Below are 26,556 nucleotides of genomic sequence, written 5' to 3' on the forward strand. Positions count from 1 at the left end.
TTTCAATCGGCAGGGTGGGTCAATTTTCCATCAGCGCCAACACCCAACATCCGCCGAACGAGGTCACCGATCTCCTGCATCGCCTGGGCGTAAGGATCTTCGTGATCGTCTTCCTGAAAGTAACGCAACAGCACCTTATCAACCTTCTGCAGCGTATACGTCAGCATGAGGACCGCAATGATGATGGAGCTAGTGAGCAGCTCAATCCGAAAGCTTTTCTTTTCTCTCAGATGCGCTTTCATGCACAGCGGATCGAGTTCGATAAGCATCACATAAAGCCCGGACTCTTCCTGCATCAGGAACGCACGATCAATGATGCGCAGCTTCAAATGCATCGCGTTGGCTTGTTGAAGATGAAAATGCAAAGCTTGCCGAGACTGCGGTAGTGCTGGGGGGATGTGCATGAGATTCCGACCCTGGTCTGGGCGGGCATGGCACAGGTATTCATAAAGCGTCATCGCTGCAAACGCAGGAGATTCTTTCGAGTAGCGACCTGGAGAGGGTGGGACAGTCTCAAGCACATCAAGGGCGGCGTAAATGTACCGGGCAGCGTCGCTGGCGACGTTGTGATTGCAGGTTCCGAGCGGCCAGTCGAAGCGTACGAACCCAACGCCAAGCGCTTTTACCAGTGCGGGCGTTGGTGTCAGTGCGAAGAAAATTTCGCCCCCTGGCTCGTGGCTATAGAGCACTACACGCTCGGCACTCTCTTTCATCATGCGAGCGTGGGCGACCGAAAGGTCTTGGTTCGCGAGCTTCATGGGCGACGGACGGACTTTCCAAACCCGGTCGGCGAATTTGAGTGCTTCCGCTACCGCTAAGTGAAACCTTTGGAGGTCAACCAGCAGGCGGTCAGAAAAGAGCTCGACATAGTGCTCGGTTGCCTTGGCAAGGAACTGCTCGAAAGAAGCATTCAGGTACTTAGCGAGATCGCGGGCCAGGGCTTCGTCGTGGCTGAGCGACCACCGGATTTGCGCAGGCAGTTTCGGGTTGGCCGCGAAATGCTTAGGGAATGTGAGGTAGTACTGGAAGCCAGTGTTGGCTTGATAGACCAGGTGGGGGACACCCGTTTTGCTTTGGCGCTTGGACATGATGGCATACCTTTTGGATTCACAGACGGACTGTGAGTAATCCAATGCCATCAAATCTGGGCTGAAACCCGCGTTCTAGACGGGTTTCAGTGTTGAATTGGTGGAGCCGGGGGGATTTGAACCCCCGTCCGCCAGCTCTCCGCTATTGGTTCTACATGCTTAGCCAGATCTACTGAGTTAACTCCGCGCCGCCCGATTGGCAGGGTGCTTGGAGCGAGCTGTATGAGTTTTAGCCGTTACGTCTACAGCGAACTTGGCGGCGATCCTGTTCTATCTGACGGTCATTTCGGGTTTACAGGCATCCCCTAGTGACCGCTGGAGCCGAAGCTACCAGATGAAGGTTAGGCGGCTAGCGCGTACCCTTCGTAGTTGTCGTCGTTGGCAACTATAGGTTTGCAACAGTTTATTTACGAGTTCTGTTACCAACTCGGCATGCCCCTCAAGTTTCGTTACCGGCGTCGAATCCTAATCGGCCCCTGGTGCAGCTTGTGGTGCTGGGCACAAGTGTACGGAGATCTTTACGGCGTGTCGATCACTTTTTAATCATGCTGGTTAGAAAATGATCAGCTGCAGCGGCAGGATCGCAGGTACGATCCCGCCGCCTTGGCTCATTTGCCGCCGCCCGAGCCGGAGCCGGCGGTGCCGCCGCTGCCGGAGCTGCCTGGGCCCTTGAGTTCTTGCAGGGCCTTGGTGGAATGGGCGATGCAGGCTTCGGTGTCGCCGGACTGCTGTGCCTGGCGGGCCTGTTGGACATACTCCTCGACTTTGCTCTTGGCCGGCTCACCCAGGGTCGCGGTGTTGGTGGCCATGTTGTCGTCGATTTCCTGCAGGTTGGTCTGGCACAGATCCTGTTGTGCGAAGACGGCGGGGCTGGCTAGCAGTACCGCGGATGCGAGCAGTGCATGAACTTTCATTGTGGGTCCTCCAGTCTTGTGGACTTCCCGGGCCTGCCTGAGAACTGCTGAAACGGCGGCGCCGAGTCGAATCGAACCCGTCAGGGGCTCTAAAAATCCGACTGCGATTGCGCAAGAGCGTTCATCGAAGCGACACAAACGGAACGGCCCCGCTCCGCTGAGCGGGGCCGTAACGCTGGTGCTAGAGCGGTTGGTCGGCAGTTTTACGACGCGTTACACGGTCAACCAGATAGACCAGGCCGTGATAGTCGATCTCGCCATGACGTGACAGGCCGATCTCGCAGGTGCGGCTGGTGGAGATGCCTTCCTCGCAGATCTGCACGGCGTTCTTCAGGCTGCGCAGTGCGTGCTCGTTCAGTTCCGGCGTGGTGAAGCCCTTGTCGCCAGCGAAGCCGCAGCAGTGGATGCCTTCCGGAATGACCACCTCGTTTGCGCAGCGGCGGGCGATATCGATCAGTGCCTGTGCTTCCCCAAGATGCTGGGTGCTGCAGGTGACGTGCACGGCGATCGGCTTGTCCTGCGGGACGAAGTCCAGTTTGTCGAGCAGATGCGTGCGGATGAAGCGCACCGGGTCGTACATGTCGAGGCGCTGATCGGTCAGGCCCTGGACCAGGCGCAGCGTGCAGGGGCTGGTGTCGCAGTAGATCGGGTCGAGCCCGCCCCGACTGGCCTTGAGCAGCGCATCGAGCATCTCCTGGCGCTTGCGTTCGCCCTGTTCGGCATAGCCCTTGGAAGCGAACGGCTGGCCGCAGCACAGGTCGTTCAACTGTTCGGGGAAGATCACCTGGTAGCCGGCCTTTTCCAGCAGGCTGCGGGTCTTGTCGAGCAGCGGCTCCTGTTCCTGATCACGCGCCGCCGGGCCCATGGCGCGGGAAACGCAGGCGGCCAGATAGACCACGCGCGGACGCTCGTCCTGCACGGCTGGTTTGGGCAGATGCAGGCGTTGCAGCGGCTGCGGTGTCGCAGGGGTCCACTGCGGCACGCGGCCCTTGCTGGCGTTGGTCATGGTCGCAGACAGCTTGGCCAGGCGCTTGGTGCCAAGAATGATGTGCGCGCCATTGGCGGCATGCAGCATGAAACGGGTGCCCTGCACGGCCGTGGAGAAATGATCGGCCAGCCAGTTGGCGGCGCCGGTTTTGCTCGCTTCACGTCCGCGCAGCTTGCGCACCAGGTCGCCGGTGTTGATGCCCACCGGGCAGCGCTGGGCGCAGAGGCCGGTGGCGGCGCAGGTCTCGACGCCGTGGTAGTGGTAGAGCCGCTCTATTTCCGTGGTATCGACACCGGCGCGCTTACGGGCCTGGATATCGCGCCAGATGACGATGCGCTGGCGCGGCGTCAGGGTCAGCCCGTTGGATGGGCAGACCGGCTCGCAGAAACCGCACTCGATACACTTGTCGACGATCTCGTCGGCGGCCGGCATCGGCTTGAGGTTCTTCAGGTGGATGTCCGGGTCTTCGGAGAGCACCACGTCCGGGTTGAGGATGCCGCTGGGGTCGAGCAGGCGCTTGATCTTCCACATCAGCGCGTAGGCTTCGCTGCCCCATTCCAGCTCGACGAAGGGCGCCATGTTGCGCCCGGTGCCGTGCTCGGCCTTGAGTGCGCCGCCGAACTCGACAGCCACCAGCTGCGCCACTTCGCCCATGAAGGCTTCGTAACGGGCGACCTGCGCCGGATCATCGAAGCCCTGGGTGAAGACGAAGTGCAGGTTGCCCTCCAGCGCGTGGCCGAAGAGGATCGCCTCGTCGTAGCGGTGCTTGTCGAGCAATTCGATCAGCCGGTTGACGCCCTCGGCCAGGCGCTCGACGGGGAAGGTCACGTCCTCGATGATCACCGTGGTGCCGGTCTGGCGCACGGCGCCGACCGCTGGGAAGGTGTCCTTGCGGATCTTCCACAGCTGGTTGTAGACCACCGGGTCTTCGCTGAAGTCGACCTGTTTCTCCACCGGGAAGTGCGCGATGGAGGTCATGATCAGGTTGATCTGCTCGTGCAGCAGCGACTGACTGGCGGCGCGTGATTCGATCAGGAGCGCGCAGGCCGTCGGCGACAGTTCCTTCACCCACTCGGGCATCCCAGCCTTGTGCTCGACCGAGCGCAGGCTGCGGCGGTCGAGCAGCTCCACCGCGGACACCGGTTGCTGCTTGAGCACCGGCACGGCGAGGCAGCAGGTTTCCACGTCGGGGAACACGACCAGCGCGCTGGCCTTGTGCGGATGGTCCGGCACGGTGTCGTAGGTCACTGCGCTGATGAAGCCCAGCGTGCCTTCGGAACCGACCATCAGGTGGTTGAGGATGTCCAGCGGCTCGTCGTAGTCGACCAGCGCATTGAGCGAAAAACCGGTGGTGTTCTTCAGCCGGTACTTGTGGCGGATCTTCGCGGCCAGTTCGGTATTGGCGCGGGTTTCGCGGCCCAGCTCGGCCAGCTGCTCGAGCAGGGCGGCGTGGCTCTGGCGGAACGCGGCAACGCTGGCGGCATCCTCGCTGTCGACCACGGTGCCATCGGCCAGCACGACGCGCAGGCCAGCGAGTGTTTTGTAGGTGTTCTGCGCCGTACCGCAGCACATGCCGCTGGAATTGTTGGCGACGATGCCGCCGATCTTCGCGGCATTGATCGAGGCCGGATCAGGGCCGATCTTGCGCTGAAAAGGTGCCAGCACGGCGTTGGCGTTGGCGCCGATGACGCCTGGCTGCAGGCGGATCTGCTCGCCGCCGTTGCGAATCTCGCGGCCGTTCCAGTTGTCGCCGAGCACGATCAGCACCGAGTCGCTGATCGCCTGGCCGGACAGGCTGGTGCCGGCGGCGCGGAAAGTCACCGGGACGTTTTCCGCGTGGGCCAGCTTGAGCAGGGCGATCACCTCGGCTTCGGATTCGACGCGCACCACCAGCTTGGGGATCAGCCGGTAAAAGCTGGCGTCGGTGCCGAAGGCGAGGGTGGAAAGCGGGTCGTCAAAGCGGCGCTCGGCAGGGATCAGCCGCTCGACCTCGGCGAGGAACGCCGCCCGCAGCGGAGTGCGTTCCAGGGGCAGGGCGGCGTTCATGCGTCCTCCAGGATCAGCACGATCAGATCCTTCGGCCCGTGGGCGCCATAGGCCAGCACCTGCTCGATGTCGGCGGTCTTCGATGGGCCGGAAACCAGCAGCGCATTGGTCGGCATGCCGGCGGCCCACTGGAACTTCTGCTGGATTTCGTAGAAGTTGTCGTGAATTTCGCTGGCCTTGAGGATGGCGAAATGCACCGGCGGCACTAGGCTCATCAGGCGCGGCTCCTCGCGGGTGGGCCACATGATCAGACTGCCGGTGGAGGCGATGGCGCCGAGGGTGGCGGTGAGGCTCGCCGGCGTGTCGTTGAACAGCTCTTCCTTCCACTCCTCGACCGGGCGATCGTAGGCCTTCAGCGCCGGCAGGCCTTCACGGCCGGCGCAATGCGCGGTGAAGCGCTGGCCGTACGGCGTGGTCGGGGCGATCAGCAGGCTCGGCAGCTGACGGTCGTGCAGCAGCTGCTCGAGCAGGGCGGGCCAACCGGCGTCCGTGGTCAGGTGGATTTCGGTGTGCACCGCTTCCATCAGCTGACGCAGACGAGCGATACGCTGTTCCGGCGCGTAGCTCCAGGGCTGGGTGACCAGCGACGCGTCGTAGTCATCGACCACCGGCGTGGTGCCTTCCAGGCTTTTCTTCAGCTTGGCGAGGATATTGGCCTTGGCGCTCATCGCTTGCCCTCCAGGTGCTCGCGGGCCAGCTCGTGCAGCGAGCGGGCGGCAGGTTTCGGTGCGCTGTGGTTCTGTGTCCAGGGGCCGATGTTCGATGGCGTCAGGCCGCGCAGGCGTGTGGCGAAGAAGCCGAATACGCGGTACAGCGTCGGGCTGGTGTTGAGCAGGCGCCAGCCGGCCCAGATCAGCCGCTCCTTGCGCGAGTACTTGCTGCCCTGGCCGCGCATGACCTTGTGCGGGTCGTCCGGTGCCTTGACGTTTTCCTCACGCAGGCGCCGCAGGATGGTCGGAATCGGAATCTTCACCGGGCAGACTTCGCCGCAGGCGCCACACAGCGACGAGGCGCTGGGGTGGTCCGGCACCTTGTCCAGACCGACCATGTGCGGAGTGATGATCTTGCCGATCGGCCCGGGATAGACCTCGCCGTAAGTGTGGCCGCCGACGCGGGTGTACACCGGGCAGTGGTTCATGCAGGCGCCGCAACGGATGCAGTTGAGCGTCTGGCGCAGCTCGCTGTCGGCGAAGGCCTGGCTGCGGCCGTTGTCCAGCAGGATCAGGTGCACTTCCTGCGGACCGTCCAGCTCATGCGCCTTGCGCGGGCCGGAGATCATGTTGACGTAGGTAGTGATGGGCTGGCCCAGCGCGGAGCGGGTCAGCAAGGAGAGCAGCGGGACCACGTCGCGCAGATTCTCCACCACCTTCTCGATACCGGTGACGGCGATGTGCACCGGTGGCACTGTGGTGCTCATGCGGCCGTTGCCTTCGTTTTCCACCAGCAGCAGGGTGCCGGTTTCGGCTACCGCGAAGTTCACACCGGAGACGCCGATATCGGCCTCGAAGAATTTCTGCCGCAGCGTACGGCGGCCGATCTGGATGAGCTGGTCGACATCCTTGGTGTATTCCACGCCGAGCTTGTCATGGAACAGCGAGGCGACCTGGCCGGCATTCTTGTGGATCGCCGGCATGATGATGTGGGACGGCTTTTCGTGGTCGAGCTGGACGATGTACTCGCCCATGTCCGATTCCAGGCTCTCGATCCCGTGGCCTTCGAGGAAATGGTTCATCTCCATTTCTTCGCTGACCATCGATTTGCCCTTGATCACCTGTTTCGCCTGTCGTGCCTGGGCGATCGCGAGGACGATGTTGTTGGCCTCCTCGACCGTCTCCGCCCAGTGCACTTTCACACCGTTGCGGGTCAGGTTGGCTTCCAGTCGCTCCAGCAGTTCGGGCAGCTTGGACAAGGCGCGGGCGCGGATATGGTTGCCCATCTCGCGCAGCCGCTCGCGCTCGTCGGCATCGCTGAAGGCCGCGGCGCGCTTGGTCATCAGCGAATCCATGGCGGTGCGGAAGTTGCGTCGCAGCTGGTCGTCCTTCAGGGACTTGCGGGCGCGGGCGCGGAAGTCCGGGTCGCCGGCGTTCTCGATCTGGATCGCTGGGATGCGCTGTTCGGCGTTCATCGGGCACCTCCGGTGCGTTGCCAGAGGAAGCTCGCCAAATGCTGGCCGCGCAGGGATTCGCGCTGCTTTTCCAGCGAGCCGTTGATGTTCATCAGGCAGCCACAGTCGGCGCTAACCACCTGATGCGCGCCGGATTCCTTCAGCGCACGGGTCTTGTCCAGCACCATGGCGCCGGAGATGTCGGGCATGCGCACGCTGAAGGTGCCACCGAAGCCGCAGCATTCGCTCTCGTGATCGTGCTCGACACGCTCGACCTGGCCCAGCTGGGCGAGCAGGGCGCGGCCGTGCAGGTGCGTGTTCATCTCGCGGCGGGCCGAGCAGGACGTATGCAGGGCCACTTTGGTCGGTGTGCCGGCATCCTTGAACTCGACCTTGCAGACGTTGAGCAGGAACTCGGCCAGCTCGAAGGTGCGCTCGGCCAGCGCCTGGGCCTGCTTCAGCGTGGCCGGCTCGTCCTTGAACAGCTCAAGGTAATGGTGGCGCAGCATCCCGGCGCAGGAGCCGGAGGGCACCACCACCGGCCAGTCGTTGGCGAACAGCTCCAGCTGCGCGCGGGCGACCTTGCGCGCCTCGTCGGTATAGCCGGTGGTGTAGGCCGGTTGACCGCAGCAGGTCTGGCCCTGCGGATAGTGCACGGTCAGTCCTTCGCGCTCGAGCAGGCGGATGGCATCCAGGCCAGCCTCGGGATAGAACAGATCCACTACGCAGGTACCGAACAGGTAGACCTGGCTCGGCTTGGCTGGATACTCGCGTGGCTTGGGCAGCGGCGGCGCGACGCGGGTGGCGTTCGGCGCGGCATTGTAGAAGAGTTCGCTCATCGGCTTGGTCTCCGGGTCAGCCCGGTTATCCGCAAACAGGCTTTTGAAAAACTAACTGCGTTGGCAATACGTCGTTAAAGCAGCCTCAGAACGCTCATTCAGGAAATCTAAACTCCCATGCGAGCCCAGTCCTTTTTCTTTGGCTGCGTTTGCCTCGTCTTGCCTGCCCCGCCTGCGTTTTCCAATAGCACTGTCAAGTGCGGTTTCTGGAATGCAACCGTGCCCCCAGCGGGGGCACGGTCTGTTTCTGTCGTTTACACCCCGACCAGCGGGTCGGTGACGCCCAGCACGTAGATGGCGATCAGGCCGATCACCCCGGTGAAGAGCACATAGTACAGCGTAGGCCATACGGTCTTGCGCAACGTGGAGCCTTCGCGGCCGAGCAGGCCGACGGTGGCGGAGGCGGCGACCACGTTGTGGATCGCGACCATGTTGCCCGCCGCGGCACCGACCGCCTGCGTGGCGACGACCATCGCGCCGGAAATCCCCAGGGACTGTGCGACACCGAACTGGAACTGGCTGAACATCATGTTGCTGACGGTGTTGGAGCCGGCCAGGAAGGCGCCCAGTGCGCCGACCGATGGCGCCAGCAGCGGGTAGATACCGCCTACGCTGTCCGCGACATAACGCGCCATGACGATCGGCATGCTGGCCAGTTCGGCGCCGTTGACGCCGGAGTTGATCAGGATGCGCACCATCGGCACGGTGAACAGCAGAACGAATCCGGCGCTCAGCAGTACGCTGCTGGACTCCTTTACCGCTGCCTTGAGTTCGGCGGCACGCATGCCGTGCAGGAAGAAGGTGATCAGCACCACCGCGACGAGAATGCCGCCGGGCAGGTACAGCGGCTCGATGCCCGCGTTGATGCCGGCCTCGCCGAGGATGTTGGCGAAGGCAACGGAGACCGATTTCAGCGCGGCGCCCACCTGCGGGAACACGCGGCTGATCACCAGCAGCGCGCCGACCAGTACGTAGGGCAGCCAGGCACGGAATGCGCTCATCGGGCGAGCGGCGATGTCGTCCAGCTTCATCTCGATGGTGCCCAGCCATTCGGCCGGCCATTCCTTGGCGTCGGCGAAGTCCCAGGTGGTCTTCGGCGTCAGGAACTTGAAGCGTGCCGCGGTGGTGACGATCGCCAGGCCTACCAGGCCGCCGAGCAGCGACGGGAATTCCGGGCCGAGGAAGATGCCGGTGGCGGCATAGGGCAGGGTGAAGGCCAGACCGGCGAAGATCGCGAACGGCAGCACTTCGAAGCCGGCTTTCCAGCTTTTCTCCTTGCCGAAAAAGCGCGTCAGCATCAGCACCATGACCAGCGGCATGACGGTGCCGACGATGGCATGGGTGATCGCTACGCTGCTGGTGATCTGCTGCAGGAAGATGCTCCAGCTGGAACCCTGGGCGGTCAGTTGCGCGCCGATGGTGGCGGTGTCCAGGCCGCTGTTGATGCCCACCACGATCGGGGTGCCGACGGCGCCGAAGGAAACCGGCGTACTCTGTACCAGCATGCCGAGCAGCACCGCGGCCATTGCCGGAAAGCCGACCGCGACCAGCAGCGGTGCAGCGATTGCCGCCGGGGTGCCGAAGCCGGAGGCACCTTCGATGAAGCAACCGAATAGCCAGGCGATGATGATGGCCTGGATGCGGCGGTCGGGGCTGATGGTGGTGAAGCCGGCGCGGATGGCGGTGATGCCGCCGGAGTGCTTCAGCGTGTTCAGCAGCAGGATCGCGCCGAAGATGATCCACAACAGACCGAGCGTGATCACCAGGCCCTGCAGCGTGGATGCGATGATCCGGTTGAAGCTCATGTCCCAGACGAACAGGCCGATGGCCGCGGTGAACAGGTAGACCAGCGGCATGGCGCGGCTGGCGGGCCAGCGCAGGCCGATCAGCATCACGGCCGCGAGCAGAATGGGAGTGAAAGCGAAAAGTGCGAGCAGTCCGTTGGACATGTCAGGCGTCCCCTACGGTTCGATTCAGATGGGGCCCTGAGCGGACCGTGGAATAGTTGTTGTGCACAGATCTCATGCTGAGTCCTCTTATTGTTAGTTGCTTCTGTAAAGTGGTAAGACCAATTAACAGAAGCGAATGGCCAGCGTAAGAGCTGCGTCTGGGAGCGTCAATCAGGCGGGCATAGACTTTGGTCGCAGCCGATGGCCTTGTGTGGCTTTGGGCCGACGGCTAGCATTCTCCGACTGGTAAGACCATTTCTGAGGTGGGTATGGACGTGGGCATGGTGCGTCAGCGGCGGCTGGCCGACGACATCGTCGCGCAGTTGGAAACCATGATTCTGGAGGGCACCCTCAAGGCCGGTGAGCGACTGCCGGCCGAACGGGTGCTGGCCGAGCGCTTCGGGGTGTCGCGCCCCTCTCTGCGCGAGGCGATCCAGAAGCTTGCGGCCAAGGGCCTGCTGATCAGTCGGCACGGTGGCGGCACCTTCGTCGCCGAGTCGCTGGGCTCCACCTTCAGCGACCCGTTGCTGCACCTGCTGGAAAACAACAGCGACGCCCAGCGTGACCTGCTGGAGTTCCGGCATACCCTGGAGGGCAGCTGTGCGTACTATGCGGCGCTGCGTGCAACCGAGGTGGATCAGAAGCGACTCACGGAGGCCTTCTCGGCACTGCAGGACTGCTACGCCCGTGAGGGCAAGGTGACTCGCGCGGAAGAGGGCGCGGCTGACGCGCAGTTCCACCTGGCGATTGCCGAGGCCAGTCACAACGCGGTGCTGCTGCACACCATTCGCGGCCTATTCGATCTGCTCAAGCGCAACGTGGTGACCAATATCGGCGGCATGTACGCCCTGCGCGACGAGACCCGCGACATGCTGATGAGCCAGCATCGCGAGCTGTACGAGGCGATCATGGCGCGGCGTGCGGTGGAGGCGCGCGACGTCATCCATCGGCACATCAACTATGTGCAGGAGGTGCTTGCCGAAGGCCAGCAGGAAGCCCAGCGGCTGGCGCGCGCGCAGCGCCGGCAGGAGAGAGTGGGGGCATCGCAAAAGGCGGGGTGATGGGTGCTGCGGGGTTGGCGGGCGAGGCGGTGGGCGCTCCGCCCGGAGCTGATCAGTCGTCCTTGCCCTTGGTACGCATGGCGCGCTGGATTTCCCGATCGGAATCGCGTTCTTTCTCGGTGTGACGCTTGTCGAATTCCTTCTTGCCCTTGGCCAGGGCGATCTCGCACTTGATCATGTGCTTCTTCCAGTACAGCGACAGCGCTACGCAGGCATAGCCCTTCTGCTGCACGGCGCCGAACAGCTTGCCCAGCTCGCGCTTGTTCAGCAGCAGCTTGCGGGTACGGGTCGGGTCGGCGATGACATGGGTGCTGGCGCTCGTCAGCGGGGTGATGTGCGCGCCCATCAGCCAGGCTTCGCCATCCTTGAGCAGCACGTAGCTGTCCACCAGCTGCGCCTTGCCGGCGCGCAGGCTTTTCACTTCCCAGCCGGCAAGGACGAGGCCGGCCTCGAACTTCTGCTCGATGAAGTAATCGTGTAGCGCTTTCTTGTTCAGCGCGATGGTCCCGGGGGACTGCTTCTTCTGTTTGGCCATAGGGGCGGCATTATAGGGAGTCCCGTTGCGGCTGGCGACAACCTGCAGGAGCGTTGGCGGCAGAAACTTGAGGGGCAGCCGTTAATCCCCGACAATGTGCCCCGCTTTGCGCTGAGCGGCTTTGGCAAAGGTCGAAGTCGTGGTCGCGGGCTGGCTGCGCCGACGTTCGGATGGCGCGCAATGAAACGACGACGTAGAAGGTCCGCATGACGACGCACATTCAACGTTCCGCGCTGCTGCCTTACCCCGCGCACGCGCTGTTCGACATGGTCAACGACGTAGCCAGCTATCCGCAGTTCCTGCCCTGGTGCTCTGCGACCGAGGTGCTCTCTAGCAGCGAGACCGAGATGCACGCCAGCATGACGGTGGCCAAGGCCGGGCTCAGCCAGCGGTTCATGACGCGCAATGCGTTGGAAGTCGGCAAGCGCATCGAAATGACATTGGAAGAAGGGCCGTTCAGTCACCTGCACGGCATCTGGGAGTTCAAGGCGCTGGGCGAGAAGGCCTGCAAGATCAGCCTCGATCTGACCTTCGATTACGCCGGGCCACTGGTCAAGGCGACGCTTGGTCCGCTGTTCAATCAGGCCGCCAATACCCTGGTGGACGCCTTTTGCGAGCGAGCGAAACAGCTCTATGGATAAGTCATCGATTGCCGTCGAAGTGGTGTATGCGCTGGCCGACAAGCAGAAGCTGCTGCAGATGACCGTGCCAGCCGGCACTACCGTCCGCGAGGCCGCGCTGCGTTCCGGGCTGGATGCGCATTTTCCCGGTCTCGATCTCGCCAGCGCGCCGTTGGGAATCTTCGGCAAGGCGGTGCCCAAGCCTGAAGAGCGGGTGCTGGAAGAGGGCGAGCGCGTCGAGATCTACCGACCGCTGATCGCCGATCCGAAGGAAGTCCGCAAGCAGCGTGCGGCGAAAGCGGCGAAGAACAAGGCAGAGGATGCTTGAACGCTAGATAGCAAAACGCCCGGACTCGCCGGGCGTTTTTTCATTCGGTTTCCAGTGGTTCTGGAATCGGTACCGGAACGGCTTCCGCTTCGTCCACTTCGCGCTGAATCTGCTCCAGCAGCGATCCCGGCGCCGGACGTTCTTCCGGTTGGCGGGGCGTGGCTGCGGGCGCGCTCGGCGCCTGGGGTTGGCGACCGAGGATCTGTTCGTCACGGCTGACGCCAGGCATGAAATCGCCTGCCAGGCCGGCCAGCTGGTCGTTGGCATTGAATACCAGGCTCACGCGCTCCTGCTGGCGCTGACTGCCGCCGGGCTGAATGCTGTACAGGTAATCCCAGCGATTGGGATGGAAAGTGTCGGTGATCAGCGGGTTGCCCATGATAAACCGCACCTGCTGGCGGGTCATTCCAGGCCGCAACTGGTCTATCATGTCCTGCGTGACGACATTGCCCTGTTGAATGTCGACCTTGTAAACCCCGGGAAATGAACAACCGGCGAGTGCGAACAGACCCACGAGGGTGAGGCTGGCCAGCATGAGCTTGGTGTTTTGCATCGGTGGGTGACTTCCACTATCTTGGCTGGGCAAAGAACCCGGATCATACCCGTATTGAAGGAGGCTGCGAAACAGCAGCAGCGAGAAAGCCAACCATGGTTGAAAATAGCGAACTACGTAAAGCAGGTCTCAAGGTAACGCTGCCGCGGGTCAAGATCCTGCAGATGCTGGATGCGACCGACCGTCGACACATGAGCGCCGAGGACGTCTACAAGGCGTTGATGGAGGCGGGCGAGGATGTCGGTCTGGCGACTGTCTATCGTGTGCTGACCCAGTTCGAGGCGGCCGGCCTGGTAGTTCGGCACAACTTCGATGGTGGTCATGCCGTCTTCGAGCTGGCCGATAGCGGGCATCACGACCACATGGTCTGCGTCGATACGGGCGATGTCATCGAGTTCTTCGACCAGGAAATCGAAAAACTGCAGAAAGAAATCGTCAAGCGTCACGGCTATGAGCTGGTGGATCACAACCTGGTGCTCTACGTGCGCAAGAAGGACTGATCCTCAATAGATGTTGAAAAGGCGGCCATGGGCCGCCTTTTTTGTGCCGCTCTGCCTGGCGTTCAGGCCTGTGCGGAGGTGACCATCTGCCGGGCATGAGCCAGGGATTGTTCGGTCAGGTCGACGCCGCCCAGCATCCGGGCGATCTCCTCGACGCGCCCCGCCTGGTCCAGTTCGGTAACCGCCGTGCGGGTTTCGTCGGTACCGCGGGCCTTGTGCACGAACAGGTGGTGGTGTCCTTGCGCAGCCACCTGCGGCAGGTGCGTGACGGTCAGGACCTGGCCGCGCTCGCCGAGGCGGCGCAGGAGTTGGCCGACGATTTCCGCAGTGGGGCCGCCGATGCCGACATCGACTTCGTCGAACACCAGCGTCGGCACGCGCGAGGTTTGTGCCGTGATCACCTGGATCGCCAGGCTGATCCGTGACAGCTCGCCGCCCGACGCGACCTTGGCCAGCGGGCGCAGTGGCTGGCCAGGGTTGGCGCTGACCAGGAACTCCACCTGTTCCAGGCCGTAGGGCGTGTACTCGCCTTCTGCTGCCGGCTTGAGCTGTACGCTGAAGCGTCCGCCGGGCATGCCCAGGCGCTGGATTTCTGCCTCGACCGCGCTCGCCAGTTGTTCGGCGGCAGCCTGACGGTTGCGGCTCAGTTCGCCGGCTTTCTCCTCGTAGTGGCGAGCGTAGGCGGCCAGCTCTTCGCCGAGGCGCTCGACCGCTTCGTCATCGGCATTGAGGCCTTCCAGTTCTTCCAGCAGCTGCTGGTGCAGGTTGGGCAGTTCGCTCGGCTGTACGCGGTGCTTGCGCGCCAGGGTGTAGATGGTGTCCAGGCGCTCCTCCAGCATCTGTTGGCGTTCCGGATCGGCGTCGAAATGGTCGACGAAGCGATTGAGCTCACCGATCGCCTCTTCGACCTGGATTTGCGCGCTGGCGAGCAGGTTGACCGCCTCGCTCAGCGCCTGCGGCTGATTCTGGAAGGCGGTCAGCCGCTGCAGGCTGCTGGTCAGGGCGGAGAGCACGTTGCCGGCATCACTCTCGCTGCACAGCTCCATGACCTGGCGGCAGGCGCCGAGCAGCTGCTCGGCGTTGGCCAGGTTCTTGTGTTCCTGTTCGAGCTGCTCCAGTTCGTGCTCGCCGAGCGCGAGATTCTCCAGCTCTTCCAGCTGATAGCTGAGCAGCTGGTGGCGTGCGCGCTGCTCGTCGCTGCTGTTGCTCAGCCGTTCCAGGGTCTGGCGCGTCTGCCGCCAGCGCTGCGCGGCCAGTTGCACCTGGCGCGCCAGGTCCTGGCTGCCGCTGTACTCGTCGAGCAGGCGCCGATGGGTGTCGGTCTTGAGCAGCGACTGGTGCTCGTGCTGGCTGTGAATGTCGATCAGCAGTTCGCCCAGCGCCTTGAGGTCACCCTGCGGGCAGGGTGTGCCATTGATGTAGCCGCGCGAGCGGCCCTCGGCGGTGATCACTCGGCGCAGGATGCAGGGGCCTTCGCTGTCCATGTCGCGTTCGGCCAGCCAGGCGCGGGCGTCGGGGATGTCGTCCAGGTCGAAGCTGGCGAGGATGTCGGCCTTGTCCGCACCGATGCGCACCACGCTGCTGTCGGCCCGGTCGCCGAGGGTCAGGCCGAGGGCATCGAGCATGATCGATTTGCCCGCGCCGGTTTCACCGCTGATCACGCTCATGCCGCGTTTCAGCTCGAGGTCCAGGTGTTCGACGATGGCGTAGTTGTGAACCGACAGATGAACCAGCATGGCAAGGCTCCCGATTTTGCGTGGCTGGCTATTTATACAGTGGTTTTCCTGCTGCCCACAAGCGCAGAAGGATGAATGTGCGGTCGCTCGTCATTTCGCCCGCTGCACATCGCCGCATACCCTTGAAGCCGGTTTTCGCGCCCCCATATAGCGGCACAAGCGCGGGCTTGCTGCCCGCTGATCGTACTGAGAGGAGGACCCATGGCCGACGAGCAGAACCTGGATAACCAGAACCCGGAAACGCCAGAGCAATCGCAAGCAGACGTAGCCGAGGATCTGGCAGCCCGCGTGCAATCGCTGGAGGAGCAGCTGGCGGCCGCGCAGGATCAGTCGCTGCGCGTGGCGGCAGAGCTGCAGAACATCCGTCGGCGTGCCGAGCAGGATGTCGAGAAGGCGCACAAGTTCGCGCTGGAAAAGTTCGCCGGTGACCTGCTGGCCGTCGCCGACAGCCTGGAGCGCGGTCTCGAGCTGTCGAACCCGGATGACGAGGCGGTCAAGCCGATGCGCGAAGGCGTCGAGCTTACCCTCAAGCTGCTGCTCGACACCCTGGCCCGTCATCAGCTGGAGCAGTTGGATCCGCACGGCGAGCCGTTCAATCCCGAGCATCACCAGGCCATGGCGATGGAGGAGAGCACTCACGTCGAGCCGGGCAGCGTGCTCAAGGTGTTCCAGAAAGGTTATCTGCTCAACGGGCGCCTGTTGCGTCCGGCGATGGTCGTGGTCAGCAAGGCGCCCGCCGACGCGCCGCCTTCTATCGATGAGAAGGCTTGAAATCGGCATACCCATCCCCATCTGGTAGCCAAGCGTTTTTGTGTTACCCGCAGCCGGTAGACAGGCGCGGATCAATCGAAATTTGGAGAGCGAATTAAATGGGCAAGATCATCGGTATCGACCTGGGGACCACCAACTCCTGTGTCTCCATCATGGAAAACGGCAACGTCAAGGTCATCGAGAACGCCGAAGGCGGACGCACCACGCCGTCCATCATCGCCTACACCAACGATGGCGAGACGCTGGTCGGTCAGTCGGCCAAGCGCCAGGCAGTCACCAACCCGCAGAACACTCTGTACGCGGTCAAGCGCCTGATCGGCCGCCGTTTCGAAGAAGATGTCGTGCAGAAGGACATCAAGATGGTGCCCTACACCATCGTCAAGGCCGATAACGGTGATGCCTGGGTGGAAGTGAAGGGCCAGAAGATGGCGCCTCCGCAGATTTCTGCCGAAGTGCTGAAGAAGATGAAGAAGACCGCCGAGGATTACCTGGGCGAGCCGGTCACCGAAGCGGTCATCACCGTGCCGGCCTACTTCAACGACAGCCAGCGTCAGGCTACCAAGGACGCCGGTCGCATCGCCGGTCTGGACGTCAAGCGCATCATCAACGAGCCGACCGCGGCCGCGCTGGCCTATGGCATGGACAAGGCCAAGGGCGACCACACCGTGATCGTCTATGACCTGGGTGGCGGTACCTTCGACGTGTCGGTGATCGAGATCGCCGAGGTCGACGGCGAGCACCAGTTCGAGGTGCTGGCTACCAATGGTGACACCTTCCTCGGCGGCGAAGACTTCGACATCCGCCTGATCGACTACCTCGTCGACGAGTTCAAGAAAGAAACCGGCATGAACCTCAAGGGCGACCCGCTGGCCATGCAGCGCCTGAAGGAAGCTGCCGAGAAGGCCAAGATCGAGCTGTCCTCGAGCCAGCAGACCGACGTCAACCTGCCGTACATCACGGCTGACGCGTCCGGCCCGAAGCACCTGAACGTGAAGATCTCCCGCGCCAAGCTGGAGTCGTTGGTCGAGGATCTGGTCGAGCGCACCATCGAGCCGTGCCGCATCGCGCTGAAGGATGCCGGCATCGATGTGTCGAAGATCAATGACGTGATCCTGGTCGGTGGCCAGACCCGCATGCCGCTGGTGCAGCAGAAGGTCGCCGAGTTCTTCGGCAAGGAGGCGCGCAAGGACGTCAACCCGGACGAAGCCGTGGCCATGGGTGCTGCCATCCAGGGCGCCGTGCTGGCGGGCGACGTCAAGGACGTGCTGCTGCTCGACGTTTCCCCGCTGACCCTGGGTATCGAGACGCTGGGCGGCGTGATGACTCCGCTGATCGAGAAGAACACCACCATCCCGACCAAGAAGTCGCAGGTGTTCTCCACTGCCGACGACAACCAGAGTGCCGTGACCATTCACGTGCTGCAGGGTGAGCGTAAGCAGGCTGCGCAGAACAAGTCGCTGGGTCGCTTCGATCTGGCCGAGATTCCGCCGGCCCCGCGCGGCATGCCGCAGATCGAAGTCACCTTCGATATCGACGCCAACGGCATCCTGCACGTATCCGCCAAGGACAAGGCCACTGGCAAGCAGCAGTCCATCGTGATCAAGGCCAACTCCGGTCTGTCGGAGGAGGAAATCGAGCAGATGGTGCGCGACGCCGAGGCCAATGCCGAGGAAGACCGCAAGTTCGAGGAGCTGGCTACCGCACGCAACCAGGGCGATCAGCTGGTGCACGCCACCCGCAAGATGCTCACCGAAGCCGGCGACAAGGCCAGCGACGATGACAAGGCTGCGATCGAGAAGGCGCTCGGCGAGCTGGAGCTGGCCATCAAGGGCGACGACAAGGCTGCGATCGAAGCGAAGATCGCTGCGGTGTCCCAGGCCTCCACTCCGGTTGCGCAGAAGATGTACGCCGAGCAGGCTCAGGCCGGTGAAGGTCAGCCCGCAGGTGAGCAGGCGAAGCCGGGCGACGACGTGGTCGATGCCGAGTTCGAAGAGGTCAAGGACAACAAGTAAGCCCCGGCTTGCTTCCGCTCCAGCCCGCCCTCGACATCGTCGGGGCGGGCAAGACCGCCACGCGGGGGCTTGCTCCCGCGTCGGCGTGTCTGGAAGGCATGAAATTGAGGGTTCAGGATAGTTATGGCCAAACGCGATTTTTACGAGGTGCTGGGCGTTGAGCGCGGTGCCAGCGAGGCGGAGCTGAAAAAGGCTTACCGCCGCCTCGCCATGAAGCATCACCCCGACCGCAATCCGGGTGACAAGGCGGCGGAGGAAGCCTTCAAGGAGGCCAACGAGGCCTACGAGGTGCTTTCCGACCCGAGCAAGCGGGCTGCCTACGATCAGTACGGGCACGCCGGCGTCGATCCGCAGATGGGCGCCGGGGCAGGTGGAGCCGGTTACGGCGGCGCCAACTTCTCCGACATCTTCGGCGATGTATTCAGCGATTTCTTCAGTGGCGGTCGTGGCGGCTCCCGCGGTGGCGCTCAGCGCGGCAGCGACCTGCGTTACACGCTGGAGCTGGATCTGGAAGAAGCCGTGCGCGGCACCACGGTGACCATCCGCGTGCCGACCCTGGTCGAGTGCAAGACCTGCGATGGCTCCGGGGCAAAGAAAGGCACCAGCCCGGTGACCTGTACCACCTGCGGCGGCATCGGTCAGGTGCGCATGCAGCAGGGCTTCTTCTCTGTACAGCAGACCTGTCCGCGCTGCCATGGCAGCGGCAAGATGATTTCGGACCCCTGTGGCAGCTGCCACGGCCAGGGCCGCGTCGAAGAGCAGAAGACGCTCTCGGTCAAGGTGCCGCCAGGCGTGGATACCGGCGACCGCATCCGCCTCTCCGGCGAGGGCGAGGCCGGAACCCAGGGCGGGCCGGCGGGCGACCTCTACGTGGTGGTCAACGTGCGCGAGCACGCGATCTTCCAGCGCGACGGCAAGCATCTGTACTGCGAAGTGCCGATCAGCTTCGCCGATGCGGCGCTGGGCGGTGAGCTCGAGGTCCCGACGCTGGATGGCCGGGTCAAGCTGAAAATCCCGGAAGGCACCCAGACCGGCAAGCAGTTCCGTCTGCGTGGCAAGGGTGTAGCACCGGTGCGTGGTGGTGCGGCGGGCGACCTGATGTGTCGCGTCGTGGTCGAAACGCCGGTCAACCTGAGCAAGCGCCAGCGCGAGATGCTCGAGGAGTTCCGCGGCACGCTACAGGGCGACACCTCCCATTCACCCAAGGCCAGCGGCTGGTTCGAGGGTGTGAAGCGCTTTTTCGGTGATGTTTGAGTCGAGCTGAGGGCTTGAGGTCCGGTGCCTGGTGCATCGGCCTCGCGCTCGGTTTCCGGCTTGCAGCTTGGAGCTGATGCTATGCGACGTATTGCAGTGACGGGCGCCGCCGGGCGCATGGGCAAGACCCTGATCGAGGCGGTGCAGCAGACTGGCGGCGTCGCCGGTCTGACCGCTGCCATCGATCGGCCGGACAGTACCCTGGTGGGTGCCGATGCCGGCGAACTGGCCGCCATCGGGCGGCTGGGCGTGCCGCTGACGGGAGATGTCGGCAAGGCCGTCGACGAGTTCGACGTGCTGATCGACTTCACCCACCCTTCGGTGACGCTGAAGAACCTGGAGGTCTGCCGGCGCGCCGGCAAGGCCATGGTGATCGGTACCACCGGCTTTTCGCCGGAAGAGAAGGAGCGCCTGGTCGCGGCGGCCAGAGAGATCCCGATCGTCTTCGCCGCCAACTTCAGCGTTGGCGTCAATCTGTGCCTCAAGCTGCTGGATACCGCGGCGCGCGTGCTGGGTGACGATGTGGATATCGAGATCATCGAGGCGCATCACCGGCACAAGGTTGATGCGCCGTCCGGCACCGCGCTGCGCATGGGGGAGGTGGTGGCCGAGGCGCTCGGGCGCGATCTGCAGAAGGTTGCCGTCTATGGTCGCGAAGGCCAGACCGGTGCGCGGGCGCGCGAGACCATCGGCTTCGCGACTGTACGTGCCGGGGACGTCGTGGGCGACCATACCGTGCTGTTCGCCGCCGATGGCGAGCGCGTCGAGATCACCCACAAGGCCTCCAGTCGCATGACCTTCGCCAAGGGGGCTGTGCGCGCCGCGCTGTGGTTGGACGAGAAGCCGGCAGGGCTCTACGACATGCAGGACGTCCTTGGCCTGAAATGATTCGCTGCGCGCACCGGTTGCCCTGTGCCCCGTTCGGGTGCGCTGGCCGGCTATTTCGGCTGGACCGGAAAGGCGGTTTTGTGTAAGCTTCCCGCTTTAGTGTGTCCACTAAAAGTTGCGCAGAAATGAATCAAACAAAAAGCGGGATGACCTTCACACGTCATCCCGCTTTTTTACAATCTGCGTCTGCTCCAGCCTTGATCTACGGGAGGTCTCTTGACTAAGCCAGCCCTTACGCCAGCCATTCTGGCCCTTGCCGATGGCAGCATCTTTCGCGGCGAATCCATCGGCGCCGATGGGCAAACCATTGGTGAGGTGGTGTTCAACACCGCCATGACCGGCTATCAGGAAATCCTCACCGATCCCTCCTACGCCAAGCAGATCGTTACCCTCACCTATCCCCATGTCGGTAACACCGGCACTACGCCGGAAGACGCCGAGTCCTGGAAAGTCTGGGCCGCTGGTCTGGTGATTCGCGACCTGCCGTTGATTTCCAGCAACTGGCGCAACAAGCGATCACTGCCCGATTACCTCAAGGCCAACGGCACCGTTGCCATCGCCGGCATCGATACCCGTCGCCTGACCCGTATCCTGCGCGAGAAAGGTGCGCAGAACGGCTGCATCCTGGCTGGTGCCGACGCGACCGAAGAGAAGGCGCTGGAGCTGGCGCGCAGCTTCCCCGGCCTGAAGGGCATGGACCTGGCCAAGGAAGTCAGCGTGAAGGAGCGTTACGAGTGGCGTTCCAGTGTCTGGTGCCTGAAGGACGACGCGCATGCCGAGATCCCGGCCAGCGAGCTGCCCTATCACGTCGTCGCCTTCGACTATGGCGTGAAGTACAACATCCTGCGCATGCTGGTCGCCCGCGGTTGCCGCGTCACCGTGCTGCCGGCGCAGACGCCAGCCAGCGAAGCCCTGGCGCTGAATCCGGACGGCATCTTCCTGGCCAACGGCCCGGGTGACCCCGAACCGTGCGACTACGCGATCAAGGCGATTCAGCAGGTGCTCGAAACCGACATCCCGGTGTTCGGCATCTGCCTCGGCCATCAGCTGCTGGCCCTGGCCTCCGGCGCCAAGACCGTGAAGATGCCCAATGGCCACCACGGCGCCAACCATCCGGTACAGGATCTGAAGACCGGCGTGGTGATGATCACCAGTCAGAACCACGGTTTCGCCGTGGACGAAGCCAGCCTGCCGGCCAATGTGCGCGCTACGCACAAGTCGCTGTTCGACGGCACCCTGCAGGGCATCGAGCGTACCGACAAGGACGCCTTCAGCTTCCAGGGCCATCCCGAGGCGAGCCCGGGCCCGCACGACGTCGCGCCACTGTTCGACCGTTTCATCGAAGCCATGGCCAAGCGCCGCTAAGCCTGCCGACTGACCAAAGGATTCGAGAGTAAGAAAATGCCAAAACGTACAGATATCAAAAGCATCCTCATCCTCGGCGCTGGCCCCATCGTCATCGGCCAGGCCTGCGAGTTCGACTATTCCGGTGCCCAGGCGTGCAAGGCGCTGAAGGAAGAAGGCTTCCGCGTCATCCTGGTGAACTCCAATCCGGCCACCATCATGACCGACCCGGCCATGGCCGACGCCACCTACATCGAGCCGATCAAGTGGGCCACCGTGGCCAAGATCATCGAGAAGGAGCGCCCCGACGCGCTGCTGCCGACCATGGGCGGCCAGACGGCGCTGAACTGCGCGCTGGACCTGGAAAAGCACGGTGTGCTGGAGAAGTTCGGTGTCGAGATGATCGGTGCCAACGCCGACACCATCGACAAGGCCGAAGACCGTTCGCGCTTCGACAAGGCGATGAAGAATATCGGCCTGGCCTGCCCGGAATCCGGCATTGCGCACAACATGGAAGAGGCCTACGCGGTTCTCGACAAGGTCGGCTTCCCCTGCATCATCCGTCCGTCGTTCACCATGGGCGGTACCGGTGGCGGCATCGCCTACAACCGTGAGGAGTTCGAAGAGATCTGTGCCCGCGGTCTGGATCTGTCTCCGACCAGCGAACTGCTGATCGACGAGTCGCTGATCGGCTGGAAGGAATACGAGATGGAGGTGGTCCGCGACAAGAAGGACAACTGCATCATCGTCTGCTCCATCGAGAACTTCGATCCGATGGGCGTCCACACCGGCGACTCCATCACCGTAGCCCCGGCGCAGACCCTGACCGACAAGGAATACCAGATCATGCGCAACGCCTCGCTGGCGGTGCTGCGTGAGATCGGCGTGGAAACTGGCGGTTCCAACGTGCAGTTCGGGATCTGCCCGAACACTGGGCGCATGGTCGTGATCGAGATGAACCCGCGCGTGTCGCGTTCCTCTGCACTGGCCTCCAAGGCCACCGGGTTCCCGATCGCCAAGATCGCCGCCAAGCTGGCCGTCGGCTACACCCTCGACGAATTGTCCAATGACATCACCGGTGGTCGCACCCCGGCATCGTTCGAGCCGGCGATCGACTATGTCGTGACCAAGGTGCCGCGCTTCGCCTTCGAGAAATTCCCCAAGGCCGATGCCCGCCTGACCACCCAGATGAAATCGGTCGGTGAGGTCATGGCCATCGGCCGCACCTTCCAGGAGTCCATGCAGAAAGCTCTGCGCGGTCTGGAAGTCGGCGCCACCGGTTTCGATCCGAAGCTGAACCTGGCCGATGCCGAGGCCGAGAGCACCCTCAAGCGCGAGCTGACCGTGCCGGGCGCCGACCGCATCTGGTTCGTGGCCGATGCCTTCCGCGCCGGCAAGAGCGTCGAAGACGTGTTCGCCCTGACCAACATCGATCCGTGGTTCCTGGTGCAGATCGAAGACCTGGTCAAGGACGAGGAGCAGGTCAAGACGCTCGGCCTGTCCAGCATCGACCGTGACCTGATGTACAAGCTCAAGCGCAAGGGTTTCTCCGATGCCCGTCTGGCCAAGCTGCTCGGCGTCACCGAAAAGAACCTGCGTAGCCATCGCCACAAGCTCAAGGTGCTGCCGGTCTACAAGCGCGTCGACACCTGCGCCGCCGAGTTCGCCACCGACACCGCCTACATGTACTCGACCTATGAGGAAGAGTGCGAGGCCAACCCGAGTGGCCGCGAGAAGATCATGATCCTCGGCGGCGGCCCCAACCGTATCGGTCAGGGTATCGAGTTCGACTACTGCTGTGTGCATGCCGCGTTGGCCATGCGTGAAGACGGATACGAGACCATCATGGTCAACTGCAACCCGGAGACCGTCTCCACCGATTACGACACGTCCGACCGCCTGTACTTCGAGCCGGTGACCCTGGAAGACGTGCTGGAGATCGTTCGCGTCGAGCAGCCCAAGGGTGTGATCGTGCAGTACGGCGGTCAGACGCCGCTGAAGATCTGCCGCGCCCTGGAAGAAGCCGGCGTGCCGATCATCGGCACCAGCCCGGATGCCATCGACCGCGCCGAAGACCGTGAGCGTTTCCAGCAGATGGTGCAGCGCCTGAACCTGCGCCAGCCGCAGAACGCCACTGCACGCAGCGAAGAAGAAGCCATCGCTGCCTCCAAGGCCATCGGGTATCCGCTGGTGGTGCGCCCGTCCTACGTGCTGGGCGGTCGCGCGATGGAAATCGTCTACGAGGAAGAAGAGCTCAAGCGCTACATGCGCGAGGCGGTGCAGGTGTCCAACGACAGCCCGGTGCTGCTGGACCACTTCCTCAACTGCGCCATCGAAGTGGACGTCGACGCCGTCTGCGACGGCGAGACGGTAGTGATTGGCGGCATCATGCAGCACATCGAACAGGCCGGCGTGCACTCCGGCGATTCGGCCTGCTCGCTGCCGGCCTACTCGCTGCCGCAGCACATCCAGGACGAGATCCGCGAGCAGGTGCGCAAGATGGCCCTGGAGCTCGACGTGGTTGGTCTAATGAACGTGCAAATGGCCGTGCAGGGCGAGGACATCTACGTGCTCGAGGTCAACCCGCGCGCCTCGCGTACCGTGCCGTTCGTGTCCAAGTGCATCGGCGAGTCGCTGGCCAAGGTCGCTGCGCGCGTCATGGCGGGCAAGAGCCTGGCCGAGGTCGGCTTCACCCGCGAGATCATCCCGACCTATTTCAGCGTCAAGGAAGCGGTGTTCCCGTTCGCCAAATTCCCGGGTGTCGATACCATTCTTGGCCCGGAAATGAAGTCCACTGGCGAGGTGATGGGTGTCGGCGACAGCTTCGCCGAAGCCTTCGCCAAGGCCCAGCTGGGTGCCAGTGAAATCCTGCCGACCTCCGGCTGCGCCTTCCTCAGCGTGCGCGAAGACGATAAGCCCTACGTCGAACAGGTCGCACGTGATCTGGTTGGCCTCGGCTTCGAGGTCGTTGCCACCGCTGGCACGGCGCGTATCATCGAGGCGGCCGGGCTGCCGGTGCGTCGCGTGAACAAGGTGACCGAAGGCCGTCCGCACGTGGTCGACATGATCAAGAATGACGAGGTCACGCTGATCATCAACACCACCGAAGGGCGTCAGTCCATCGCCGATTCGTATTCCATTCGTCGCAACGCCCTGCAACACAAGATCTGCATCACCACCACCATCGCGGGTGGTCAGGCGATCTGTGAGGCGCTCAAGTTCGGTCCCGAGAAGACCGTGCGCCGCTTGCAGGATCTCCATGCAGGAATCAAGGCATGACAAAATTCCCCATGACCATCCAGGGCGCTCGCGCCCTGGAAGAAGAGCTCAAACATCTGAAAACCGTGCTGCGCCCGCAGATCACCCAGGCCATCGCCGAGGCGCGTGAGCTGGGTGACCTCAAGGAGAACGCCGAGTACCACGCGGCGCGCGAGCAGCAGGGGATGGTCGAGGCACGCATCCGCGACATCGAAGGTCGCCTGCAAAATGCCCAGGTAATCGACATCGCCAGCATTGCACCGACCGGCAAGGTGATCTTCGGTACCACCGTGGACATCGCCAACGTCGAGACGGACGAGCAGGTGACCTATCAGATCGTCGGTGACGACGAAGCCGATATCAAACAGGGCAAGCTGTCGGTGAGTTCACCGATCGCGCGTGCGCTGATCGGTAAGGAAGAAGGCGATGTGGTGGCGGTCAAGACGCCCAGCGGACTGATCGAGTACGAGATTGTCGAAGTCCGCCATATCTGATCGGCAACCCGCGCGCGCCGGCTTCATCACCTGGCAGCTGACCCAGACCTTCTGGGTCGGCGGCCTATGGTTGCTGCAGTTTCTGGTGCTGCCTGCGCTTGGACGGATCGGCCTGGCACCGCTACTGGTCGAGGAAGTCGCCGGGAGTCTGCGTCCTCTGATGGTCGGCTTCGCCGCGTTCTGCGTGGCGCTGCAGGCGCTGGTGTTGGTCCAGTCTGTCGGTCTTCGCGGTTTGTGGCGCGATGTGCGGGGGCAGCTGCTGCTGGCGGTGATGGCCCTGGCCGGCACTCATCTTTTGATGAATGCCGGCTGGTTCGAGTCCACCTACTGGGCCAGTTTCAGTGTCCTGGCGATGGCGCTGGGCGGTTTGATGCTGGTATTGCAGCCCGTTCCCGGGCGAGAGCAATGACTGACGGCGGCAGACTGCTGCCGCAGCGGTTCACGCCTGGAAGCGATGGATGTTCGACAGCTGCTTGTTCGGCTTCGGATTCCTGCGATAGACCAGCGCCATTTTGCCGATGGTCTGCACCAGTTCGCATTTTCCGATTGCGCACAGCTCTTCCATCAGGGCACGGCGATCTTCGCGCTCGGTAAGGCGGAACTGGATCTTGATCAGTTCGTGATCGTTCAGGGCTCGCTCCAGTTCGGCTTGAACGCCTTCGGTCAGCCCGTTTTCGGCAACGATCAGCACCGGTTTCAGATGATGGCCGATGGACTTGTACTGTTTCTTCTGCTCGTTGGTGAGCGGCATATTTCGACCCTTGCGTCAGAACCCTTGAAAAACGGCGGCTAGTGTAACCGAGAGGTGCAAGGCCGCACAGGTGAGCGATCGGTTTGGCAGGCTGTAGAGTCAGTCTGTCGTGGGGAACCTTGTGATCGCGAACGCAGCCCCAATATGAGAGCTGTGTGGACTGCCAGCCAGTTGTGACGTAGTGCTTTCTGCGAAACGGCGCGCGATTCGGTCTCCGGATACTGCATTCGGCTCAGTTTTTTTGATCAAGATATTTCAGGATGCGGGCTCGACGCGTACCTGAAAGCGTTGCGGCAGGCGTTCGAGAGCATGCAGACAAGCAAAGCCCCGGTGGCCTCGCGACCGCTCCAGTGCGCAATATCTGCTTGTCCATGGCTTTACGGGTGTGCCGAACGAACAGACCCTTTTGTGCGAAAAGGCCGGTTTGGCGGTCTATTCATGCGGGCGTCGGCCAATGGACGGCCCCGTACGGCAAGGACTAGGCTGTTTCATAGGGTTACAGACCGACTGCCTGTTCCAGTGC

23 protein-coding genes and 1 other RNA gene are annotated in these 26,556 nt (G+C 63.1%); 12 read left to right on the plus strand and 12 right to left on the minus strand.

Annotation, left to right across the window (positions count from 1 at the left end):
* Nucleotides 1–2: 2 nt before the first annotated feature.
* The 8 genes from VF716_RS12625 to VF716_RS12660 form a co-directional block, all read right to left on the minus strand.
* Nucleotides 3–1,088 (minus strand): hypothetical protein, encoded by a 1,086-nt coding sequence (locus VF716_RS12625; protein ID WP_440552729.1) that lies wholly within the window; start codon nucleotides 1,086–1,088, stop codon nucleotides 3–5.
* A 98-nt stretch (nucleotides 1,089–1,186) separates the two neighbouring features.
* Nucleotides 1,187–1,565: a transfer-messenger RNA gene (ssrA, locus tag VF716_RS12630) on the minus strand.
* A gap of 131 nt (nucleotides 1,566–1,696) precedes the next feature.
* Nucleotides 1,697–2,002 carry a hypothetical protein gene (locus tag VF716_RS12635; protein ID WP_256044192.1) on the minus strand — a complete coding sequence of 102 codons (306 nt, stop codon included), beginning with the start codon at nucleotides 2,000–2,002 and terminating at the stop codon, nucleotides 1,697–1,699.
* A 181-nt stretch (nucleotides 2,003–2,183) separates the two neighbouring features.
* Nucleotides 2,184–5,036, minus strand: coding sequence for an FAD-binding and (Fe-S)-binding domain-containing protein (locus VF716_RS12640; protein ID WP_196111491.1), 2,853 nt, complete (start codon nucleotides 5,034–5,036; stop codon nucleotides 2,184–2,186).
* The gene (locus VF716_RS12645; protein WP_192475480.1) at nucleotides 5,033–5,704 is read right to left on the minus strand and encodes a LutC/YkgG family protein; all 672 of its coding nucleotides are present in this window, start codon (nucleotides 5,702–5,704) and stop codon (nucleotides 5,033–5,035) included. Before VF716_RS12645 ends, VF716_RS12640 begins: the two co-directional genes overlap by 4 nt.
* Nucleotides 5,701–7,161, minus strand: coding sequence for a LutB/LldF family L-lactate oxidation iron-sulfur protein (locus VF716_RS12650; RefSeq protein ID WP_011914398.1), 1,461 nt, complete (start codon nucleotides 7,159–7,161; stop codon nucleotides 5,701–5,703). Before VF716_RS12650 ends, VF716_RS12645 begins: the two co-directional genes overlap by 4 nt.
* Entirely contained in the window at nucleotides 7,158–7,979 is an 822-nt protein-coding gene (locus VF716_RS12655) for a (Fe-S)-binding protein (protein WP_013983889.1), read from the minus strand. The genes VF716_RS12650 and VF716_RS12655 overlap by 4 nt, the downstream gene beginning before the upstream one ends.
* Before the next feature lie 254 nt (nucleotides 7,980–8,233).
* Nucleotides 8,234–9,928 carry an L-lactate permease gene (locus VF716_RS12660; RefSeq protein ID WP_013983888.1) on the minus strand — a complete coding sequence of 565 codons (1,695 nt, stop codon included), beginning with the start codon at nucleotides 9,926–9,928 and terminating at the stop codon, nucleotides 8,234–8,236.
* 269 nt (nucleotides 9,929–10,197) lie between these two features.
* Here VF716_RS12660 and VF716_RS12665 point away from each other — a divergent pair, with 269 nt between their 5' ends.
* Nucleotides 10,198–10,989: a GntR family transcriptional regulator gene (locus VF716_RS12665; RefSeq protein WP_011914395.1), complete on the plus strand. Its 792-nt coding sequence runs from the start codon at nucleotides 10,198–10,200 to the stop codon at nucleotides 10,987–10,989.
* 52 nt (nucleotides 10,990–11,041) lie between these two features.
* Here the strand turns inward: VF716_RS12665 and smpB are convergent, their stop codons facing one another.
* A complete protein-coding gene (gene smpB / locus VF716_RS12670; protein WP_011914394.1) occupies nucleotides 11,042–11,524 on the minus strand; it encodes an SsrA-binding protein SmpB in 483 nt (160 codons plus the stop codon).
* 206 nt (nucleotides 11,525–11,730) lie between these two features.
* On the opposite strand from smpB, the gene VF716_RS12675 reads away from it, so the two are divergent.
* Nucleotides 11,731–12,165: a type II toxin-antitoxin system RatA family toxin gene (locus tag VF716_RS12675; RefSeq protein ID WP_011914393.1), complete on the plus strand. Its 435-nt coding sequence runs from the start codon at nucleotides 11,731–11,733 to the stop codon at nucleotides 12,163–12,165.
* Nucleotides 12,158–12,472, plus strand: a complete 315-nt coding sequence (locus VF716_RS12680) for an RnfH family protein (protein ID WP_011914392.1) — start codon at nucleotides 12,158–12,160, stop codon at nucleotides 12,470–12,472. Before VF716_RS12675 ends, VF716_RS12680 begins: the two co-directional genes overlap by 8 nt.
* Nucleotides 12,473–12,512: 40 nt before the next feature.
* On the opposite strand, the gene VF716_RS12685 is transcribed toward VF716_RS12680, so the two are convergent.
* Nucleotides 12,513–13,025 carry an outer membrane protein assembly factor BamE gene (locus VF716_RS12685; RefSeq protein ID WP_013983887.1) on the minus strand — a complete coding sequence of 171 codons (513 nt, stop codon included), beginning with the start codon at nucleotides 13,023–13,025 and terminating at the stop codon, nucleotides 12,513–12,515.
* Between the two features lie 95 nt (nucleotides 13,026–13,120).
* Here VF716_RS12685 and fur point away from each other — a divergent pair, with 95 nt between their 5' ends.
* On the plus strand, nucleotides 13,121–13,525 hold the full coding sequence (gene fur / locus VF716_RS12690) for a ferric iron uptake transcriptional regulator (protein ID WP_423567446.1): 405 nt from the start codon (nucleotides 13,121–13,123) through the stop codon (nucleotides 13,523–13,525).
* A 62-nt stretch (nucleotides 13,526–13,587) separates the two neighbouring features.
* Here fur and recN read toward each other — a convergent pair whose 3' ends face one another.
* A complete protein-coding gene (gene recN / locus VF716_RS12695; RefSeq protein WP_045159893.1) occupies nucleotides 13,588–15,261 on the minus strand; it encodes a DNA repair protein RecN in 1,674 nt (557 codons plus the stop codon).
* Nucleotides 15,262–15,462: 201 nt separating this feature from the next.
* On the opposite strand from recN, the gene grpE reads away from it, so the two are divergent.
* The 8 genes from grpE to VF716_RS12735 all read left to right on the plus strand — a co-directional run bounded on the left by grpE (nucleotide 15,463) and on the right by VF716_RS12735 (nucleotide 25,691).
* Nucleotides 15,463–16,032 (plus strand): nucleotide exchange factor GrpE, encoded by a 570-nt coding sequence (gene grpE / locus VF716_RS12700; RefSeq protein WP_011914388.1) that lies wholly within the window; start codon nucleotides 15,463–15,465, stop codon nucleotides 16,030–16,032.
* 98 nt (nucleotides 16,033–16,130) lie between these two features.
* Nucleotides 16,131–18,044, plus strand: coding sequence for a molecular chaperone DnaK (dnaK, locus tag VF716_RS12705; protein WP_014597592.1), 1,914 nt, complete (start codon nucleotides 16,131–16,133; stop codon nucleotides 18,042–18,044).
* 123 nt (nucleotides 18,045–18,167) lie between these two features.
* Complete coding sequence (gene dnaJ / locus VF716_RS12710; RefSeq protein WP_013983884.1) at nucleotides 18,168–19,298, plus strand: molecular chaperone DnaJ; 1,131 nt, start codon at nucleotides 18,168–18,170, stop codon at nucleotides 19,296–19,298.
* A gap of 81 nt (nucleotides 19,299–19,379) precedes the next feature.
* Nucleotides 19,380–20,186, plus strand: coding sequence for a 4-hydroxy-tetrahydrodipicolinate reductase (gene dapB, locus VF716_RS12715; RefSeq protein WP_013983883.1), 807 nt, complete (start codon nucleotides 19,380–19,382; stop codon nucleotides 20,184–20,186).
* Nucleotides 20,187–20,402: 216 nt separating this feature from the next.
* On the plus strand, nucleotides 20,403–21,551 hold the full coding sequence (gene carA / locus VF716_RS12720; protein WP_440552730.1) for a glutamine-hydrolyzing carbamoyl-phosphate synthase small subunit: 1,149 nt from the start codon (nucleotides 20,403–20,405) through the stop codon (nucleotides 21,549–21,551).
* A gap of 36 nt (nucleotides 21,552–21,587) precedes the next feature.
* Entirely contained in the window at nucleotides 21,588–24,809 is a 3,222-nt protein-coding gene (gene carB / locus VF716_RS12725; protein WP_011914383.1) for a carbamoyl-phosphate synthase large subunit, read from the plus strand.
* Nucleotides 24,806–25,282, plus strand: coding sequence for a transcription elongation factor GreA (gene greA / locus VF716_RS12730; protein WP_011914382.1), 477 nt, complete (start codon nucleotides 24,806–24,808; stop codon nucleotides 25,280–25,282). The genes carB and greA overlap by 4 nt, the downstream gene beginning before the upstream one ends.
* Nucleotides 25,260–25,691, plus strand: a complete 432-nt coding sequence (locus tag VF716_RS12735; protein ID WP_125876443.1) for a DUF4149 domain-containing protein — start codon at nucleotides 25,260–25,262, stop codon at nucleotides 25,689–25,691. Before greA ends, VF716_RS12735 begins: the two co-directional genes overlap by 23 nt.
* Nucleotides 25,692–25,721: 30 nt before the next feature.
* On the opposite strand, the gene VF716_RS12740 is transcribed toward VF716_RS12735, so the two are convergent.
* A complete protein-coding gene (locus tag VF716_RS12740) occupies nucleotides 25,722–26,033 on the minus strand; it encodes a YhbY family RNA-binding protein (protein ID WP_011914380.1) in 312 nt (103 codons plus the stop codon).
* Nucleotides 26,034–26,556 lie beyond the last annotated feature (523 nt).

The organism is Stutzerimonas sp. Brlt_14 (genome assembly GCF_051948915.1).
GTDB lineage: Bacteria > Pseudomonadota > Gammaproteobacteria > Pseudomonadales > Pseudomonadaceae > Stutzerimonas > Stutzerimonas stutzeri.